The organism is Dysgonomonas sp. BGC7, assembly GCF_001261735.1.
Classification (GTDB): domain Bacteria; phylum Bacteroidota; class Bacteroidia; order Bacteroidales; family Dysgonomonadaceae; genus Dysgonomonas.
Map to the genome: position 1 here is coordinate 40786 of NZ_CVRP01000022.1, position 17131 is coordinate 57916.

Annotated in this window: 23 protein-coding genes and 1 pseudogene; all 24 read right to left on the bottom strand. The window is 36.9% G+C overall.

Going from position 1 to position 17131, the window contains the following annotated elements; all coding sequences use genetic code 11:
• Window position 1 precedes the first annotated feature (1 nt).
• Window positions 2-826, bottom strand: coding sequence for a hypothetical protein (locus tag BGC7_RS16670; protein WP_050702737.1), 825 nt, complete (start codon window positions 824-826; stop codon window positions 2-4).
• 69 nt (window positions 827-895) lie between these two features.
• Window positions 896-2131, bottom strand: a complete 1236-nt coding sequence (locus BGC7_RS16675; protein ID WP_157258766.1) for a phage portal protein — start codon at window positions 2129-2131, stop codon at window positions 896-898.
• A gap of 133 nt (window positions 2132-2264) precedes the next feature.
• The gene (locus tag BGC7_RS16680; protein ID WP_157258767.1) at window positions 2265-2546 is read right to left on the bottom strand and encodes a helix-turn-helix domain-containing protein; all 282 of its coding nucleotides are present in this window, start codon (window positions 2544-2546) and stop codon (window positions 2265-2267) included.
• A 12-nt stretch (window positions 2547-2558) separates the two neighbouring features.
• Window positions 2559-3032, bottom strand: a complete 474-nt coding sequence (locus BGC7_RS16685; RefSeq protein WP_050702740.1) for a hypothetical protein — start codon at window positions 3030-3032, stop codon at window positions 2559-2561.
• Window positions 3025-4551 (bottom strand): terminase large subunit domain-containing protein, encoded by a 1527-nt coding sequence (locus BGC7_RS16690; protein ID WP_050702741.1) that lies wholly within the window; start codon window positions 4549-4551, stop codon window positions 3025-3027. Before BGC7_RS16690 ends, BGC7_RS16685 begins: the two co-directional genes overlap by 8 nt.
• Complete coding sequence (locus BGC7_RS16695) at window positions 4529-5050, bottom strand: terminase small subunit (protein WP_050702742.1); 522 nt, start codon at window positions 5048-5050, stop codon at window positions 4529-4531. The genes BGC7_RS16690 and BGC7_RS16695 overlap by 23 nt, the downstream gene beginning before the upstream one ends.
• A 280-nt stretch (window positions 5051-5330) precedes the next feature.
• Window positions 5331-5486 (bottom strand): hypothetical protein, encoded by a 156-nt coding sequence (locus BGC7_RS18000; RefSeq protein ID WP_157258768.1) that lies wholly within the window; start codon window positions 5484-5486, stop codon window positions 5331-5333.
• A 394-nt stretch (window positions 5487-5880) separates the two neighbouring features.
• Window positions 5881-6114, bottom strand: a complete 234-nt coding sequence (locus BGC7_RS16705; protein ID WP_050702744.1) for a beta-N-acetylhexosaminidase family protein — start codon at window positions 6112-6114, stop codon at window positions 5881-5883.
• Window positions 6115-6313: 199 nt separating this feature from the next.
• Window positions 6314-6739: a hypothetical protein gene (locus BGC7_RS16710; RefSeq protein WP_050702745.1), complete on the bottom strand. Its 426-nt coding sequence runs from the start codon at window positions 6737-6739 to the stop codon at window positions 6314-6316.
• 2 nt (window positions 6740-6741) lie between these two features.
• The gene (locus BGC7_RS16715) at window positions 6742-6954 is read right to left on the bottom strand and encodes a hypothetical protein (protein WP_050702746.1); all 213 of its coding nucleotides are present in this window, start codon (window positions 6952-6954) and stop codon (window positions 6742-6744) included.
• 6 nt (window positions 6955-6960) lie between these two features.
• Window positions 6961-7251, bottom strand: a complete 291-nt coding sequence (locus tag BGC7_RS16720; RefSeq protein WP_050702747.1) for a hypothetical protein — start codon at window positions 7249-7251, stop codon at window positions 6961-6963.
• 17 nt (window positions 7252-7268) lie between these two features.
• The gene (locus BGC7_RS16725; RefSeq protein ID WP_050702748.1) at window positions 7269-7541 is read right to left on the bottom strand and encodes a hypothetical protein; all 273 of its coding nucleotides are present in this window, start codon (window positions 7539-7541) and stop codon (window positions 7269-7271) included.
• Window position 7542: 1 nt separating this feature from the next.
• A complete protein-coding gene (locus BGC7_RS16730; protein ID WP_050702749.1) occupies window positions 7543-7863 on the bottom strand; it encodes a hypothetical protein in 321 nt (106 codons plus the stop codon).
• Between the two features lie 7 nt (window positions 7864-7870).
• Window positions 7871-8482 (bottom strand): ASCH domain-containing protein, encoded by a 612-nt coding sequence (locus BGC7_RS16735; RefSeq protein ID WP_050702750.1) that lies wholly within the window; start codon window positions 8480-8482, stop codon window positions 7871-7873.
• Window positions 8479-8865, bottom strand: coding sequence for an HAD family hydrolase (locus tag BGC7_RS16740; protein WP_050702751.1), 387 nt, complete (start codon window positions 8863-8865; stop codon window positions 8479-8481). The genes BGC7_RS16735 and BGC7_RS16740 overlap by 4 nt, the downstream gene beginning before the upstream one ends.
• Before the next feature lie 6 nt (window positions 8866-8871).
• Complete coding sequence (locus BGC7_RS16745; protein WP_157258769.1) at window positions 8872-10452, bottom strand: DNA cytosine methyltransferase; 1581 nt, start codon at window positions 10450-10452, stop codon at window positions 8872-8874.
• 188 nt (window positions 10453-10640) lie between these two features.
• Window positions 10641-11618, bottom strand: a complete 978-nt coding sequence (locus BGC7_RS16750) for a hypothetical protein (RefSeq protein WP_050702753.1) — start codon at window positions 11616-11618, stop codon at window positions 10641-10643.
• Complete coding sequence (locus BGC7_RS16755; RefSeq protein ID WP_050702754.1) at window positions 11615-11893, bottom strand: helix-turn-helix domain-containing protein; 279 nt, start codon at window positions 11891-11893, stop codon at window positions 11615-11617. The genes BGC7_RS16750 and BGC7_RS16755 overlap by 4 nt, the downstream gene beginning before the upstream one ends.
• An 11-nt stretch (window positions 11894-11904) precedes the next feature.
• Window positions 11905-14595, bottom strand: coding sequence for a DNA methyltransferase (locus BGC7_RS16760; RefSeq protein ID WP_050702755.1), 2691 nt, complete (start codon window positions 14593-14595; stop codon window positions 11905-11907).
• Window positions 14595-14852, bottom strand: a complete 258-nt coding sequence (locus BGC7_RS16765; RefSeq protein ID WP_050702756.1) for a hypothetical protein — start codon at window positions 14850-14852, stop codon at window positions 14595-14597. Before BGC7_RS16765 ends, BGC7_RS16760 begins: the two co-directional genes overlap by 1 nt.
• A complete protein-coding gene (locus tag BGC7_RS18225; RefSeq protein WP_369799105.1) occupies window positions 14845-15057 on the bottom strand; it encodes a DNA translocase FtsK in 213 nt (70 codons plus the stop codon). Before BGC7_RS18225 ends, BGC7_RS16765 begins: the two co-directional genes overlap by 8 nt.
• A 9-nt stretch (window positions 15058-15066) precedes the next feature.
• Window positions 15067-15519, bottom strand: a pseudogene (locus tag BGC7_RS18230) (DUF4494 domain-containing protein); the annotation flags it as partial.
• Window positions 15520-15531: 12 nt separating this feature from the next.
• Window positions 15532-15849, bottom strand: a complete 318-nt coding sequence (locus BGC7_RS16775; RefSeq protein WP_050702757.1) for a hypothetical protein — start codon at window positions 15847-15849, stop codon at window positions 15532-15534.
• On the bottom strand, window positions 15821-16819 hold the full coding sequence (locus BGC7_RS16780) for a reverse transcriptase/maturase family protein (RefSeq protein WP_050702758.1): 999 nt from the start codon (window positions 16817-16819) through the stop codon (window positions 15821-15823). Before BGC7_RS16780 ends, BGC7_RS16775 begins: the two co-directional genes overlap by 29 nt.
• Window positions 16820-17131 lie beyond the last annotated feature (312 nt).

Consider the following 17131-nt stretch of genomic DNA (forward strand, 5'->3'; position numbering starts at 1 on the left):
CTTAATTTTTTGTTAATTGATTAAATTTACTGAACATACTTTTTAGTGCGGGTGGCTGTGCCGGCCCTTCATATTGAGTGCCTCTCGGCGGCTCAGATTCTTTTACTGATTGTGTAGGTGTAGCCCAATTGGAACCCATAAGAACAGCTGATCCTTCTACTAATTTAGCTTCTGTTACAGCCCAGAAATATCCATTATCTTCGGCGGCATCTTTATTTACCACTTCGTTAATATATTTGTCCCAGTTAGCCTTTTCGGATGAGTAATAGGCTTCATTGCTATTTATGCACAAGAATAGCTGAACATATCTCATACCTACTGAATGATTCTTGACATATCCTCTTGCATATTGTTCGAACATAAAAGGATTGCGCGCTTTTTCAATCTCACTGTCAAATATTAAAGCCTCTGTTTGTCCATCAAAATCTATCCCGATCTCTTTCCATGTCATTTTCTTTACAGATGCTGTAACCTCATCGGATATGACATGATCGAACTTCATTAAATGTTCCTGAAGATGATAAACCAGCTTTAATTCTTTAATGGATTTCTTCCAGAGGCCATCAATATGTACATCATCGTGACTGTCTAACAGCTTTGTTGTATTGATAATCACTCTTACCTTTATCTTATCTTTCGAAAGCAGGTATTGCACATTATCAGCGGCCTTTTCGGCCTCATCTTTCTCATTGACAGAATGAACAATGTAGGAAACTGCATCGGCCTTCTTCATTTCAAACTTCTTCTGCGAAACAAGCTGTTTCTCATTATCTTTGAGAAATTTGAATAATTCTGATTTATTTTGAAACTTACTTTTGTCTATCATTTCTTCACTATTTTCTTATCTGTTAATAGCTTCTCCTTTTCCTGCTTCTTTTGGTCGAGTATCTTCTTATCAACTTTGACCGGTAACTTTGTTTCCATTTTCTTCGGTATAGTATGTTGTACCTTTCGGCTTCTCATCCATGTCTAACAATACCCTATATTCTTCTTTCGTTATCACTTTTAGTTTATAAGGTATTTGCAGAGCCTGATTCATTTTCAGAAGTGCTTCAGCTTTCTCTTTTTCAGCTTCTTTCAGATATTCTACATCTGAGAAATCAATGCTTATGACTGCATTTTCAAGATCCAAGAACTCTGTAAATTTTTCTTCGTAAATCCGTGAGGTAGGTATCACATTATCCTGATACAGATATTTGATGGCTTCTGATCTGTTGGCAAATGTTGTTCCCTTCTGGTTAGCCAAAAGTTCGAATGGATAATTAAGTGCATCAGACACACTCTCTATGTTTTGCTTAATACCTTCGTAAAGCATCAAATCCCTTACATTGAAGGATAGTGGTAACCAACCCAAATCTGAGTCCGTTATTATAACTTTTGACTGGTACTCGTTTAGTCCATACTTTCTTTGATAATCGGATTGTATTTTTTCTTTTTCTATAGGGGAAAATGGTACATTTCCGGAAGCATCTTTAGTTTTATTGGTGATAATGCCTTGTGCGCCTCTATCTTTATTCAGGGAATAGATAGCTTCCTGAGCTTGAATAATATTACGTATCTCGTAATGAAGCCCTCCTATGCGAGATGTATTTTTATTTCTATTAAGATATGATATGTCACCGAACGAATCCCGAATAGTAAGTATATGCCGTGGATTAACATCAATAGTAGATCCATTTATAGTAATCACATATTTTTCTATAATATCCTCTATACTTTGGGCAAAGTAGATAATATCCTTTTTAAATATTGGTTCTATACGTTCCGGATTTATGGGCCATAGTGCTGTTGCATCTGATACAGATGAGAAACCTTCAGGAACTACTGCATATACATGAGTAATACCATAAAGACTTCGATATGTATCTGTTTGTATTATAAATTCGGTACGTGTCTGTAGCGGATTTGGCTTCTTTATAAGATCGGATATATTCTTATATCGCTTACTAGAATCGTTATTTTTTTCGTCTACAATCCACCATTTACCATTTGACAAAGATGATGCTGTACGATTTATAATAGTAGATACCGGCGAACATTTGCAATAGGCTTCACGCAATCCAGACATGCTATCCAGTTTGATAGTAAATCCCGGCGAATTGCAATCTCCTTTCCAAGTCATCCAACTCATTGGAAGGCCTTTGAAATATCCTTTTCTTGATAATATCTTTTCTAATATGCCCATAAAAATCGAATAATAACAAAAGTCCTAATTCTATCCCTATCATGGAATAGCCGCAAATAACTCGCAAATAACTTTTGTATTATGTTATGGGAATAATATCATTTTCTATTCTTGCAATCTTGTTTTTCAGTCCTTTATATAAATTCAGTTGATTATTAAATACAATCAGGTTATACGATACATTTTGATCTGTCATTCTTAGATATTTGGCTACAGCAGCTCTTGATTCACTTAACCTTATCATCATTATGTATATAAATATCCTACGGGCCTCGCATATATCCTGTGTTCTTTTTCTCGATAGTATATCTACTTGTGATATACCTGTCAGTTCACTAACTTTCATTATAATATCATTCATGTCCATACTTTTTTATTTGAAATAAAATCTTCTTAAATATTGTGTTGCATCCGACAATACATCTAAGGCTATATTTGTCTTGTCCGGATCGGATATATTGAAAGACGTCATCTTATCAATAAAAGATGGGAATATTTCATTTACCAGTACATTGCTTTCTATCCAGTGAGCTTGTGATACTATGCGGTTAATATATGTTCCTTCCGATTTATATCCTCTAACCTTTATATTGTCGTGTTGCAGTATATTACGTAAAGTGGTACACTCATGCATATACACCGTACATTCATATTGAACTAACTCCGGGATATGCTTTCTGGCCAAAAACGATAAATCTTCTATAAATTGATCTATATCACCGGATTCTACGATATCACACACCATCAATTTTTCTTTATTCTCATAAACTGTTATTGCACAATAGCCATACGCGGTGGCTTTTGCGAATATCATTTTATGTTTTGTATTTTTCTTTTCTTCATTCATCTTCTTTATATGTTGAAGGTTTCTTTATCAGACTATTATTCAGCTCAAACCATTCATTCATCATATACATATCCAATAGATTGGGGCTCTCTCCATTCAGATATTTCTGTTTCATTTCATCTTTAGGTATCAGCCGGGTTGCCTCCTCATCCTTCTTTGTCTGTTTTTTTATCGCTTTACGTTCGAGCATAAACTGCTGACGAATAGTATTCTTTTCATCGTACATTTTATTCGCTACATGTTCAGATATATATGATTCACCCCGGGCGGCTCTTTCTCCCGAATAGATATAACATTGAGTCTTCAGATTGGCAAACGTTCTATTATCACCCGTATCTATAGCCTTACCTCCATTGTGAAAAGGTATTGATCCTTGTATAAATCCATTTTTTTCTCCTCCGATGAAGAAACCTACTCCATCGGCATCATACAGTATATTCGAGTTTCTTACTTTATGTTTTACCTTGAATCTGAGAAGAAGATCTATTACATCCTTGCCGGTCGTCTTATCGTATATCTCTATATCCTCCAACCTATGACCTTCAAAAAATCCGGCTGCGAGTTTATCATTACCTTCTCCGGCAACGTCTACAACTATGCGCCGTTCTCCCCTACTGACGAATGAATTAGAGAATATATCACGAAACGCATAATAGTCATAGACATCGTTATCGCTTATTATAGGTTTCCAACTGCCTAATAATAGCCGGGCTTTTTCTTCTTCCGACAAAGAAGCCAGATTACCTAAATATTCAGGGTTGATACTCAACAATTCCACATTGTCATATATAGATCCTCCTATAAATGTTATAGATTTTATAAAGTTGTCATATGTAGCTAGTCCTTTAGAACTTTCAACCATCGGCTCTAAATAGTATCGAGCCTTCTCTATAACCTCATCTTTTGTATCACCCCAAATATAACTTTCTCCATCTCGCACAAAATATCTTACGATTCCTTTTCTTTCCGGTATTGGCAATCCCGTATTGGGATCTATCCACCAGCTTATTAATTCATATACCCAACTATCAGGATCAGGGTTGCATGTAGCGCGCACATAAGGTATTACTCCACACGTGGACCGGTTACGTGACAACATATAAAAAAACATCTTCTTACTAAAGTGTGTCAGCTCATCGAAGCCTATCATTGGTATCTCGGATCCTTGCCAGTCATATATATTTTTTTCATACTCCAGATGCGAAAATTTAAGTTTCGATCTATCTCCAAAATGCCATTCATAAGATGATTCTTTCGAACGGGCATCAAATACATAACTATATAGTTTTTTAGAGGCATCCCACAACCCACCTTCACTTCTTATCTGAGGGGTTGTCCTTCTAAATATGACAGCTCCAAAGCCTTTTACATCTTTATGCCTCAACGGCTCCAATAGCAGTGTAAATGTCTTACCCACTCCGGCAGCTCCACCGCCTATAACAATATCTGCTGGACTGGATAATGCCATCATCTGATACCCGTCTTGCGGACGTATCTTATTTATTCTTATTTCTGCCATTATCGGGTAATTCAAATATGGTTAATTGACTTATTTCACCTGATATCTCCCTCTTTTCCGGCATATCATATCCTAGCATTTTACAGATACGTTCTATTGTCCAACTTTTACCATGAAGTTTTAATTCAATACCGTATTTACCTTTTTTAATACTTTCTATAGCCTTTACTTGCGTTTCCGATAAGTCGGAGAAGTTCTTGAATTTTATCCTGCCATTTTTAAAAGACAAATAGTCGGTTATTCTTGAATTTAAAATCGCTGATAGCTCTTCTAATATCCTTTCCTTGGTTATATCTGATTTACGCCGCAAATTATCCTGCAATTGTTTTATCCTTGTACTAATCTTGTACTCCTTTAGTAATCTGCTCGATCGTTCATTAATTGTTTCCGGCTTCATACTATCACATGAATATGCCTGCCTATATGCTTCACTGGCATTACCCATTTCTACATACAGATCACAAAATTTTTCTTGCTTTACAGTTAATTTTTCTAACATACTTTCGAAATAAAAAAGAGAGCCACCGATAACGTATTTACGCTATCAATGGCTCTCTGTATCTGCGATAACTGGAACTCTATTTATTTGGCTTTCTTAGAAGCTCTAATTATTACGTCTTGCTTACACCGGGAACATTTAAAATTTAATTCTCCAACCGTATCCTCTGATATTTTAGCAAGTACTTTCCTGCAAAAAGGACATCTAACATCCTTAAATACACTCAAATATACTATTTTTTCTTCATTAATCATATATATTGAACTTATTCTTAGATATACTACTCTTCCTGCCTTTTTCGGCTCTTATCTATGATAAGATTATCGTTTTCATCATATCGAAAACAATCAGGACAATAATACTTATCTCCTTCTCTTATCCATTCGCCGTTATTTCTTACTGCATTGTCTGCCTCTTCTTGATCCGGATAAACCATGTAAAGATCATACTCTTCATAATCACATTCGCAATTATCACATGTACAGATATACAATTCGACTTTCTTTATTCCCTTATTATTTGCTATTTATCTTATTTACTATTTTCTAAAATACCCTAGATAGCATTGCGGATCAGATTCTAATGCGCCATTACATAAAGGGAGATTGTTTTGTTTGGCTATCTGATACAAATTGACTGACCTTGATAGCATTCTGTGATCTGCTATATATCGCTTTCCAGATAAGGAACGATTCATTGTTACATCCCATAACCTTACTCCTCTTTTATCTTTATAGGTAAACTTAACTCTATACCAATGTCGAATACCTGTCTTTATATTAAACCATTCATTTAATTTTTTCATTTCGATAATTACTATTTTTTGGCAGTTATTTATATTGATATATTTTTATAGTGTACATCACGCCATCCTGTATTGTAAGAGACGGATATATCCACCATTGGCATTCGCCATATAGCTGCAAAAGCCGTTGAATCTTATTTATTGTTGATTCGTGAAAGAATTTACCCTCAATGGCAATTACATCAGAATCTATACGCAATAGCAATTTTGATTCTTCAACTACTTTACCAAGTTTATCTATTAGATCATTGTATTTCATTTCTATTTAAAGTGATTTAATTATTTTATTACTTTTGAGGTATGGTTGAAACAGTAATAGCTCACTCAGTTCTTTTTTCTCCCCTTGTTGCGATACTATCGTTACTGTGCGCTGGTATAACTTGGCTGAATAGAAAGAAAAGAATAAGTATTTTTTTTGTTATACTATCTGTTGTTTTTATTACCATATCAATTTTATTCTACACCTCTGACTTATGGTGGAATCCGCTAAAGTGATTGATTAATTCTTCGAGGGTGGCTTTGTGTATCAAACTCTTATCTCTAAAATTGTATATATCTCTCCACTTCGATATGTTTTCTTCATAACATAGAGTCCATTTCACCCCATCCGTAAACCACTGCATATAATCGCTATCATCCCTCATAGCTGTTACGGCTCGGAATAATTCATCATTACCAGTACAATCAATCAAATCAGGATATGCTTCTTTTACTTTTTCAATAGAACTAGTGTAAAACTGAGCGTATTGTGTAAGCTCGTCACTTGTTATTACTATGATAGGGGTTGGATGCTTTAATTGCAATTCATCTTTATATCCTAACTTCTCTAACCATTCTCTATTTTCAGGCGTGTTGTCGCCTATGCAACTGTATTTGAAATTCATTGTTAATCGTATTTATAGTTTGGTTCTATTCTTATTCCAAAAGCCCACAGAAGCCATCCGCATTCAATAGAGAAGTCACTCCAATCTATCTTTGTAGGATTAGCTCTGACAACAATGTAAGGCAGTATGTTGAAGCATCTATCCCACCCACTATATCTAAAATGGAATCTTTTATTCCGTATATAGAAATACTTTGTTTTATTGTATTCTTTCATCTTTCTTTATTTTGAGGTTAGTAATTCGGGGTTAATGATCTCGTTTACAAATTTTCCTGCCATGATAGCAAGCCCTCTAGGAGAATATGACTTTTGGATAGTCCTCATATAAAGGACACCGTTATAAGCAAATCTTAAATATGATCTATTATTATCATACTCCGATGTACATTTCACAAATCCATATTTGCAAGTGTATAGCCCTGCACAGTATAATTTACCTTCTCGTGTTTCTCGGTCATATATATTAGACCAAGGCTTACTTATCTTCATTGAACTATCATATATCTTTCTCATATCATTCGTTATTACAATTATAAATCTTCATAGTCATAGCCAAGTTCAGCAATTCGGGCACGCTTTTCTTTGATCTCTTTCTTATATTCCCTGCGTTGACCTTTCATGTGTTCGGCATCATTATCTAAATCATACTCTAAGTCTAATATTTCTTGATGCAAAGTGTCTACTTCGTTATCAACTTCATAGCATGATTCACAATAGAGCTTGTTTCTATCTGTTTCGGATTGTCGGGTACTATTTAATTCTACCCATTCTCCACATTTGTCACATGGTACTGGCATTTCCATATTATTCGTTATTAAATAGTTGTTTGGCTTTTTCAGAAGCTAAAATATACTTGCGTCTACACTCCAATGCCTCGAAGTAAGTTTCTGCTACACATGGGTCAATTACAACCGGGGCAAGTTCTACCAACTCTCTCAGCACCTCCTTGTACTGAGAGAGGGTGTCGGATTGGTCTGTGATGGCTTGAGTGTAGCCAGTCGTATAGTCATCAGCGGTATATCGTTTTAGCGTTTCAATTTCCAATGTCAATTTAACTTCATCTGGCAGACGCCAATTATCATTAGCTCTCTGTTTCGCTTTCTCTTCTATATCTTTATCGTTCATGGCTGTGTTATTTAAAATTTCCGTTTATCATAATCTCTCTACAGTTCCAAATACCCAATTGTCCTTTTACATTAATGATAGGGTTCTCAAATAGTACAGGATTAGCCAGCACCCAATGATAATGATCTTTCAAGGCCCATGTAGATTTATTATTCTCAACAATGTCTACAAGATCAACATGACCGATAATAGCAGAGTACATTGAATCTTTCTCGCTCAATAATGAGGTCACTATCGGGTTTTGTGATATAATAGTTTCTTGTTCCTCTGTCAGCTGATAGGCTGAACGACCTTTTTTCCAAGCGCACGCATGAATATATATCCGGCCTCTGTAATCAGTTTTCCAAGCCCTATTTTCAATATATTTTATTCCTAATACTTCCAATAGAGCAAAGGGCTGTTGAACGGATAAGGCTTGTACTTTTAGCGTTTGCTGGCCTCTGTATATATCATCTGTTGAATATTTATATCCGATCTCAATTGCGGAGGCCGCTTCTTTACTGTCAAATGCCAGAATGTGATTAGGGGCACTTCCCCAATTACGGGATTCTACCAACACATGCCACTTATTGCCAAACAAATGAGGTTCACCCATTACTTTTGTTACTGTTCGTATCATTGCTCTAATTCTCCTATAATTTTAGTTTGATAATATTCTTTCTCTATTTTACATACATATTCATATATCACGGGCCACGATGGGAGGCCGCCTACCTGCTTGTCATCTATATACAGATGTGCATAAACTTTGCGGGTTGAGCCTCCATATTTAGCATTATTTTCAGGCTCGTGATCGTTTACCCTGTCAAACGGGATATTATTCTCTAAAAGCCAATTTATCGCATCTGTCAATCTATCTCCGTTTCTGCATGTCCATATTATAAGATAGTGTCCTTTATCTTTTAATTGCTGCATTACATATATCGAATTGGGAAAAGGGTTTCCTATATCCGGATAAACACCATCGTGCAACGTTCCATCAAAATCTACTGCTATAATCATTGTCCTTTATTGTTCTGTTACTTGTTTAAATTCTTCTATAAACATGAATGAGAGTATATGAACTATTACATCAACCGTCCATCCGTTACCACACATCTTGTAAATTTGAGTGTCTGACACTATCCATTCGTACCAATCAGGAATAGTTTGAAGGCGTGATACTTCTTTTGGGGTTAATCGGCGTATTCGATCTTTCGTACTTATATTATTTCTACCTCCAAGCTCAGCCGTTAGAGCCGGCATTATTCCATAATCAGCATAGATTCTATTTTGTTGATATGGCTGTTTACCCCCGCTTTCTGTAGATGTATTTAATTGGATTACATGATTATTATGCTCCCAACTGTTTTTTGTTAGAGTAGGTGTTTTGTCTTTATGCATGCCACCTTTATTAAATCCTCTTCCGAGTTGTATAATCAGGTTATCTTTTTGAACACTGGTCAATGTATTTGTTTTACCATATTCACGGGGTTCTAAGCTTTGGATGTTCTTCCTTTGCTCCTTAATATCCCCAGCTTCATAGGCTTTTCTTATTTGTTTACCATATTCGGTACGTTTCGGGGCTAGGCACGCAACACAAATTAAATCCATATCGGAGTGATTACCTGCCGAATGCGCACCTGCCGTAAAACAGGATGCTTTGGATTGGTCTTTCTTTGGATTACCCTGTTTGTCTAACTTTATGAACTGAAAATTATATTTTTTATCAAGACATCTTCCTGTTGGACTCCGTTGTGTTGGGGCTTTTCCGTTTACTGAAATAAATGTAGTCCCCGAATCAATAGACATTTGTCCTGAATTATTTTTAGTGTTTAATGTTCCCGTTTTATCCGGATCAATTGCAGGCTTCGAATATTGTTTCCTATTTATCCGATCAACAACCGATTGAGAAATATAATACTTCTCATCTACATTCTTTTCCAAAATATCACGTAATAAAATACCTCTATCCTTTGGCTGTGATATATCAGAATGTATTTCTCCAAATATTCCTACTTGCTTGGTTCTGATATTCGTCCAGTACCAACGGTTACGATTCTGAGCCGATACAAGGTTGCTGTTAATGTTGACAGGGAACACTCCGCAATAGTCAGATATAACTCTCATATGAGATCGTTTCATATCTACATTTTCAAGCAAAAATTTCACATTTGGATTTATCCTTTTTATATGATTTAATATTTTAATAAACTCAAAAAACAATTTGCTTCTGGGATCATTAAAGGCTAACTGTTTTCCTGCATAGCTAAAACCCTGACAAGGTGATCCCGCTAATACAAGATTTATACTACTCCAGTCTATTTTATATATTTGTCTAAATCTTTCTTTTGTCCTTTCACTAATCCATTTCGATTGGTAGAATCTATTAACCGTATTTTCTTTCCAAGTCATAGCATATCTCAAAAGAACTACATTCCCCATCTGTATAGTATCAGGAAAGTTATGTTGTGTCTGTTGTATAGCAAACTTATCTATCTCGGATGCGTAATAGTTCAGAATCTTTACTCCGAGTTGGCGTAAAGCGATCTGACCGCAGCTCATACCGTCAAAGAGACTCAATACATTTATTCCTTCGTTCTTTCTCATATTCTCTTTTTTTTGATTTCCCTTTTGGAAGCCTATCGGCTTACCCTTTCGGGAAATATACGACAAGCAACCGGAATATTACGGCATGTATATAAGTCGCCGTATGAGTTATACTTTTATACTCATTTATGCCTTTTCGTATTCTATTTGCATCGTAATTCATTGATAACTAACCTTTCTTGTTTTTACTATTTTGTGCTGTAATCATCATTCTCTATAATTGTCTGGCAATCTGCCATTAATTGCCTGAACTCCAATTCCTCATCACTCTTTATATAGCGAATTTCTTTTTTCAGGACATTCCATTCGTTTGTTACAAACTCCCGGATGTTTCGATACTCCCAATCTGTTAGCACACGTCTATCATGCTTCTCTTTGGCTTGACGCAATACAATATCAGGGCCTTTGTTCATTATCTCGATACATAGCTGTTGACGGGCGCGCCCTGTTCCTTTAGGAGTAATGATGTCTTTCTCAAACTGTATTGTTCTCCAATCGCGGAAGAATGTATTTACCATCTTTCGGAGATTATCAGGCGAAAAGAAATCGTTAACAAAACATTTATCTTGTCGCCTGAATACTGTTTCTATCCGCAATATATTTCCTTCCGGTATCAGCTTACTTTTACGATCCTTCATCTCAAATACTTTATCATATACTTTAAAGTATTTTCGGAAATCTTTATGAAAAAGAGTTGTTATTGTTCGCTTGTCTTTATAGCGGGCATTTACAAAGAATGGCTTTAAATTTCCCTCCGGACCTATACTTCTCATTTTATCCATATAGGCCCTACAATCTTTCGATACATTCAGGTTTATTCCCACTTCATAATTATACACCCTAGTACCTTCCGCAACAATACCTTTGTCAAATAATAGCCTCTCTATAGTCCCTTTTGCCTCGGACATCGTAAATAGATCGAAGTTATTCCGGCCGTTATTCGTTATGTCATTTCGGTACTTATGCAAACTTCCCTCTAGCTTTAGGCGGCCATTTGTTTCTATCCTGATAAACAGACCGTTCTGCTGCTTTAAATTCTTAGTACCTATGTTGTCATAAAAAACAACTCCATCCTTCGAATTTGTTTGTAAACCGTTACGCCAAACAATATTGAATATCTCCTCATCGCTCAATGACGGCTTTACCAATGTGATAAGGTCTATCATATGCAACCCTCATCTATAAGTCTTTCCAGATAGCCCCGTTTCACATAAGCCTTACTATTTGCCCCGCTACCTATCTTCTTTTGTTCTATTATCCCCTCTTTTACATATCGCTGATAAGTATTGCGATTTATTTTTAATATCTCGCAGACCTCAACAGGGGTTAACAGATCCTTCTGTCTTTCGACCAGTATCTTATCCAATTTAAGCTCTATGGATGCAAGGCGGCTCTTTGCCTCGTTCCATTCGCGGATCGGTATGATTATAGTTCTTTGCATAGGAGATATAATTATACAGTTTCCACGATATCAAATAGAGACGGCATTAATACTTCTTCCTCTGCGGCCCGGCAATAAACGGAACCGTCTAAGAAATATTTATGAGCCAATTCAATTATAATTGCTTTACGCTTTTTTAATATTGATCTATAGGCCACTGTTCCAATACCCCCAAACGGATCAAGAATCGTATCGCCGATATTACTACATTGCTCTATTACGCGGTCTACTATGTCGAATTGAAGAGGACAAAGATGCATTTCTTTACCTTTCCCTGATTGAAGGGTATTAAGAGTAAGCATACGTGTTATATCTGTCCAAACCTCATCACTCCAGCTCTGAGGCTGTAATAACATAAATCCGGAAGGAAGCTTACCATGAAGTTCCAATGTTTCTGCGATAGTAACCACATGCTCAAAATCCCATACTTCGCTCAAAGAATACCGTTTAAATTCCTGAAATATGACATCACAATCCAACTTCGCCAGCTCATCGGGTGTAAGACATCTATTGCCAGAACTGCGTGTATATCCGTGTGCATCCATCTGCCATCGGGCCCTACTATATGGAATCATTTCCTTTTCACACTTATGGCAATAAAAAGTTCCTTTTTCCTCTGTGCTCTCATATTTTTTATGAATTTTAGTTTTGCAATTTGGACACTCAACATAATCATTGTCTGAACTCACATAGTGTTTTCCTTTTACTACCGGTATATCGGCATAAGCATTTGTCCGATCGGTCTGAGGTTTGCGAAAGTATAATAGATATTCAGGCATACCTACACCCATTTTAGAACCATCTTTACACTGCTCTGTCCATCCTAAACGATAGGTTTGATTATTCTCCCTTACGACATCAGTTACGATTGTTTTCATCCCCATGTATGCAAAACCATGTTTTTTGTAATGGTTTATAGCATCCAAATGAAAAGGATAAACTTCTTGACATCCCATGCCCGATAATCCCATAGGCACTATACGATCTTTCACATGAATAACAGCCAAACGACCGGGCATTAATACTCTATAAAGATTCGGGGTTAAGAAATCCATTTGTTTAAAGAACTCTTCATTACTTTCCGAATGTCCGTAATCGGCATAGTTAGGAGAATACTCATACTGAGTAGAGAAAGGAATAGATGTATGTATAAGCCCTATAGTATTATCCTGATAGCGTTTTTTATCTGCTAGTTCAGGAACATTGTCATTGTTAACACTTGTGTATGTCTTTCCTTTTATTTCCATACGCTCAACTCCTATTTTTCGAGTAAGGGCTTGTGCCATTTCCGCATGGGATAATCCGTACTTCTTTATTATCTCAGTCATTTTTCGTATCAGTTTATTATGTTTTTTCCATTTGTCCTCTAGCGATTTGCGAACATTACGTTCAGCTTCAGTGTAAATGAGATCTACTCTAACTGTATTCTTTTGAAGAAATCGCTGCAAACGATGTATAGATTGTATGAAATCATTAAACTTATAACCTATGCCCAGATATATAGCCCAACTACAATAACGTTGAAAGTTGCAGCCGCTACCAGCTATTACGGGTTTCGCTGCCAGTTCAGGAATATGACCGTATGAAAAATCATGTATTGCCTCTTCTCTCTTTTCATAATCCTGTGATCCATATATTGAGGTTATACCTGTTATTGCCTTTTCTATTGATCTTCGCTCATCTTCAAGATCGTGCCATATAATACGATGTGCATGCGGATTCTCACTCCGTAATTCTATCATTTTGTCAATACGTGCGTCAAGACTTTCTCGCTTTTCTTTGGCCGATTGCTGCAAACCCAATGCTACATCCTTAAACATCCGGAATTGTCCACTCTTCTCAACCTCACTTTTGCTATGATCGGTAGGTATTTCATGCCATCGAAGATCAAGTTCAGGCAAGATATACCCCTCATCGTCCGCAGGGTTGCCCGTTATGTCGGAAGGCATATTCACAAATACGGCCCATGAAGCAATCCACATCCAGAAATCCTCCTCCATGTGTTCGAGTAATATCAGGTTATCGGCTTTTGTAGAATCACGTTTAAAAAACCGTGTCTTTGCCTGCGATATATCCATGATACCCAGAAAATCAGCATAGGTTAGCAGTTCTATATAGTCATTAGGTGATGGTGTCGCCGTAGCTACAAAACGATATTTTACATTCTCTTTTCCGCGTCTAACTTGCATAGGTCCGGCATCACCCGTAAACAAACGCATATATTCACGAAAGGTCTTAGAACTGCCGCCACCCCTCAGTGTAGAGGCTTCGTCAAGACTTGCCACCTGAAATAATCGAGGATCAAGACGTCCGTCACGTACACTTTCGTAATTCGTTAGATAGATACCATCTCCTTTTACCTCATTATTGCGACGTATAAACCTAGGGGCTTCACTCCATCCCAATATATTTACTGCATCTTCTATAAATTCCTGCCTTACATTCAAAGGAAGATTTATAAGTCCCCTATTAGTGGATGACTTTTCAAGCATACAGCGGACAGCTTCCAATTGGGTTACAGTCTTATGAAGCCCGAATGAGGCAAAGCAAGCCCTCTTGCCGCCTTCTACAAGCCATTTTACCATCAGCTTATTATGCAACTTCATGCGAGGGTTTATTTCGTCTAAATCCAGTTTAAAGCCATAATTCTCTGCGATCTTTATTTTTCCTTTAAGGAATGCGTTATACTCTTTTTCTTCCATTACCTTTTATCTTTCTCAAACTGTTTATACTTTTCCTCATCCAACACAAAGAAGCCTTTAGCCTTGCGGATAGCTTCACAATAATGAAGTGATTCTTCTCCCGGTACTATAACTCCATAACCCAAAGGCACACAATAGCCTAATGCCTTACATTTCCACATATGGCCGAATCGCTTATTTTCACCTTCATTGTTGCGACAGTATTCGCACCGGGCAATAATAGGAGGAAATTCCGTCTGTTTGGCTTTCTTACTCATGTTCCTCATTTATCAGCACACGCCGGGGCGATGCTCCGTTAAACGGTCCTACAATACCTTGTTGCTCCAACGCATCTAATAGCCTGTTAGCACGGTTGTAGCCTATTGAGTAGGTACGCTGTAGTAATGATGGGCTAACGGTTGTATGATGTGCCAATAGATCTTTCGCCTGATCATATAGAGGATCTTCATATATCCCATCCAAAAGATCGGGCTCCTGCTTTGGCTTTTCCGCTTTATCGGCATCATAAGGAAATATATCCATTATGCCAGTTTCGGTTAACGATCCGATTGTATAATCAGCCATTGTTCCTTCCATCCCTTTTTCGATGACCTTCAGAGCTTCTTTTATATCGCATGCCTGTACAAGCATATTCGAAGGCGTTTTCTTTTCCTGTCCGTTCTTTTCGTCCAACGTGATGAAATATACTTTTGCCCTGAAATAGCGATCCCCATTCTTATTGAAAAATATTTCGCTTAGTTTCGCTCGCTTTATATCGGCGACACTGAATTCTCCGGAGATATAAGGCTTAATGTTTTCTATTATACGGGCCTCAGCCTCAGTAAAAGACAACGCATCGACCAAATAAGACTCTGTTACTTTCTTTTGTTGACCATTCTCCAGTTGCTTGTCATAGCTTATCTTACATTCAAACCAATTGTGCATGATTATTTATTTTTAGGTGAAATAAAATGTTTTGCCACTACCGACTCCGAAACTTTGCTGCTTAATAGTAACTGTAAAAGGGAAGCCATTTTCAGGTATTTTATCAAGTACCTGTTTTAAGTTTTCCGAATTGGTAAAGAATTTATAATCGTTATTGTTATGCCGTATCTTTATTACATACCTATCAGGACCATGCTGTGTTTTTACTCCCTTTTGAAAAGCAATCACAATTATTTCACAGTTAATAATATCCGTAATTGATATTTTAGGCACTTCAAATATTTTACTATTGTTCTGTATCTTAATTCCAAGCTCCGAGAACTTCTTCATGCTTAATTATCGTTTTAATTAAATTTCTTGAATTAGAATATTTACACCATCCTATCCATGAGCATATCTTTATCCTGTATTCCTTTGCTGTCATTATACTTTTGTTCAACCGGGCTACACGCCTGCAAAAATTCTTCTTTATGCGTTTTCGCAGCATTGTATGTGTATGGTAGAATACATAGCCTAAAAAATCTATTCCGCGCGAGACTATGGGAAATACCTGATAGTTTTGTTTCATCTTCAGATTGAGCTTTCCGGATAAATAAGATCCGATATCTATCCGTAACCGGTGCAGATCCTCTTTACTATCGCACAGGATAACCAGATCATCAGCATACCGGTAGTAATATTTTACCTTCTTTACTTCTTTCAGCCAATGATCGAAATAGGATAAATACAGATTAGCCAGAAACTGAGAGAGGTAATTTCCGATAGGTATGCCCGGAGCAGAATCTATTATACCATCTAGCAATACCAGAAGCTTAGTGTCCTTTATTTTCTTCCGGACAATCTGTTTCAATATATCATGGTCTACAGATGGATAGAACTTTGTGATATCCATTTTCAGACAATAAGTAGTTTCTTTCCGGTTTCTCAAATCGCGCCTGATATGTTTCCATGCCCCGTGTATGCCTTTGCCCTTGATGCTTGAATAAGAATGCGAGATAAACACAGAGGTCCATATATCTTCCAATACGTTCATTATCGCATGCTGTACAACCCTGTCACTGAACGGTAAGCTATAGATGGTACGCTCTTTAGGATCGCGGATAACGAATACATTGTATTCCGATGTAACATAAGTTTCGTTCATCAATACTTTTTGTATCTGAAGAATGTTTCTATCCAGATCCTTCTCGAACTGCAATACACCTCTTGTTTTCGATTTACCTTGCTTTGCCTTACTGTAAGCTAGATAAAGATTATCCAAATCGTATATTCTACTGTATAAGTTTCCTTTTCGCTTCATGCCTTTGTTTCTTATCGGAGCGTTCGGTATTCCTACTAACACCTTTTGAATATTTGTTTTTCGCCAAGGGGCGGGGCCTTTGCTCTGATTAATGTTTTACAATTGTGGGAACCCGAACCCGCGTTCGCATTCGTGTTATCGTAATTCGAGTTCTTGAAAGCGAACGCAGAAGGACTACAGGTTCAAAGCAAACAGCCCTGTTTCTATTATTTCAGTTGAACAGCTTCCCAAACTTCAGGAAACGTTTTGCCAATATGATCGGCTGCGATCTCGCTTAAAACGCGAAGGCGGGAACCCGAACCCGCGTGCGCA

Bases quoted from the DNA above. Each gene is read 5' to 3' on its own strand.
- BGC7_RS16670 (WP_050702737.1), bottom strand. From the start codon at position 826: ATGATAGACAAAAGTAAGTTTCAAAATAAATCAGAATTATTCAAATTT.
- BGC7_RS16675 (WP_157258766.1), bottom strand. From the start codon at position 2,131: ATGAGTTGGATGACTTGGAAAGGAGATTGCAATTCGCCGGGATTTACT.
- BGC7_RS16680 (WP_157258767.1), bottom strand. From the start codon at position 2,546: ATGAATGATATTATAATGAAAGTTAGTGAACTGACAGGTATATCACAA.
- BGC7_RS16685 (WP_050702740.1), bottom strand. From the start codon at position 3,032: ATGAATGAAGAAAAGAAAAATACAAAACATAAAATGATATTCGCAAAA.
- BGC7_RS16690 (WP_050702741.1), bottom strand. From the start codon at position 4,551: ATGGCAGAAATAAGAATAAATAAGATACGTCCGCAAGACGGGTATCAG.
- BGC7_RS16695 (WP_050702742.1), bottom strand. From the start codon at position 5,050: ATGTTAGAAAAATTAACTGTAAAGCAAGAAAAATTTTGTGATCTGTAT.
- BGC7_RS18000 (WP_157258768.1), bottom strand. From the start codon at position 5,486: ATGGTTTATCCGGATCAAGAAGAGGCAGACAATGCAGTAAGAAATAAC.
- BGC7_RS16705 (WP_050702744.1), bottom strand. From the start codon at position 6,114: ATGAAATACAATGATCTAATAGATAAACTTGGTAAAGTAGTTGAAGAA.
- BGC7_RS16710 (WP_050702745.1), bottom strand. From the start codon at position 6,739: ATGAATTTCAAATACAGTTGCATAGGCGACAACACGCCTGAAAATAGA.
- BGC7_RS16715 (WP_050702746.1), bottom strand. From the start codon at position 6,954: ATGAAAGAATACAATAAAACAAAGTATTTCTATATACGGAATAAAAGA.
- BGC7_RS16720 (WP_050702747.1), bottom strand. From the start codon at position 7,251: ATGAGAAAGATATATGATAGTTCAATGAAGATAAGTAAGCCTTGGTCT.
- BGC7_RS16725 (WP_050702748.1), bottom strand. From the start codon at position 7,541: ATGGAAATGCCAGTACCATGTGACAAATGTGGAGAATGGGTAGAATTA.
- BGC7_RS16730 (WP_050702749.1), bottom strand. From the start codon at position 7,863: ATGAACGATAAAGATATAGAAGAGAAAGCGAAACAGAGAGCTAATGAT.
- BGC7_RS16735 (WP_050702750.1), bottom strand. From the start codon at position 8,482: ATGATACGAACAGTAACAAAAGTAATGGGTGAACCTCATTTGTTTGGC.
- BGC7_RS16740 (WP_050702751.1), bottom strand. From the start codon at position 8,865: ATGATTATAGCAGTAGATTTTGATGGAACGTTGCACGATGGTGTTTAT.
- BGC7_RS16745 (WP_157258769.1), bottom strand. From the start codon at position 10,452: ATGAGAAAGAACGAAGGAATAAATGTATTGAGTCTCTTTGACGGTATG.
- BGC7_RS16750 (WP_050702753.1), bottom strand. From the start codon at position 11,618: ATGATAGACCTTATCACATTGGTAAAGCCGTCATTGAGCGATGAGGAG.
- BGC7_RS16755 (WP_050702754.1), bottom strand. From the start codon at position 11,893: ATGCAAAGAACTATAATCATACCGATCCGCGAATGGAACGAGGCAAAG.
- BGC7_RS16760 (WP_050702755.1), bottom strand. From the start codon at position 14,595: ATGGAAGAAAAAGAGTATAACGCATTCCTTAAAGGAAAAATAAAGATC.
- BGC7_RS16765 (WP_050702756.1), bottom strand. From the start codon at position 14,852: ATGAGTAAGAAAGCCAAACAGACGGAATTTCCTCCTATTATTGCCCGG.
- BGC7_RS16775 (WP_050702757.1), bottom strand. From the start codon at position 15,849: ATGAAGAAGTTCTCGGAGCTTGGAATTAAGATACAGAACAATAGTAAA.
- BGC7_RS16780 (WP_050702758.1), bottom strand. From the start codon at position 16,819: ATGAAGCGAAAAGGAAACTTATACAGTAGAATATACGATTTGGATAAT.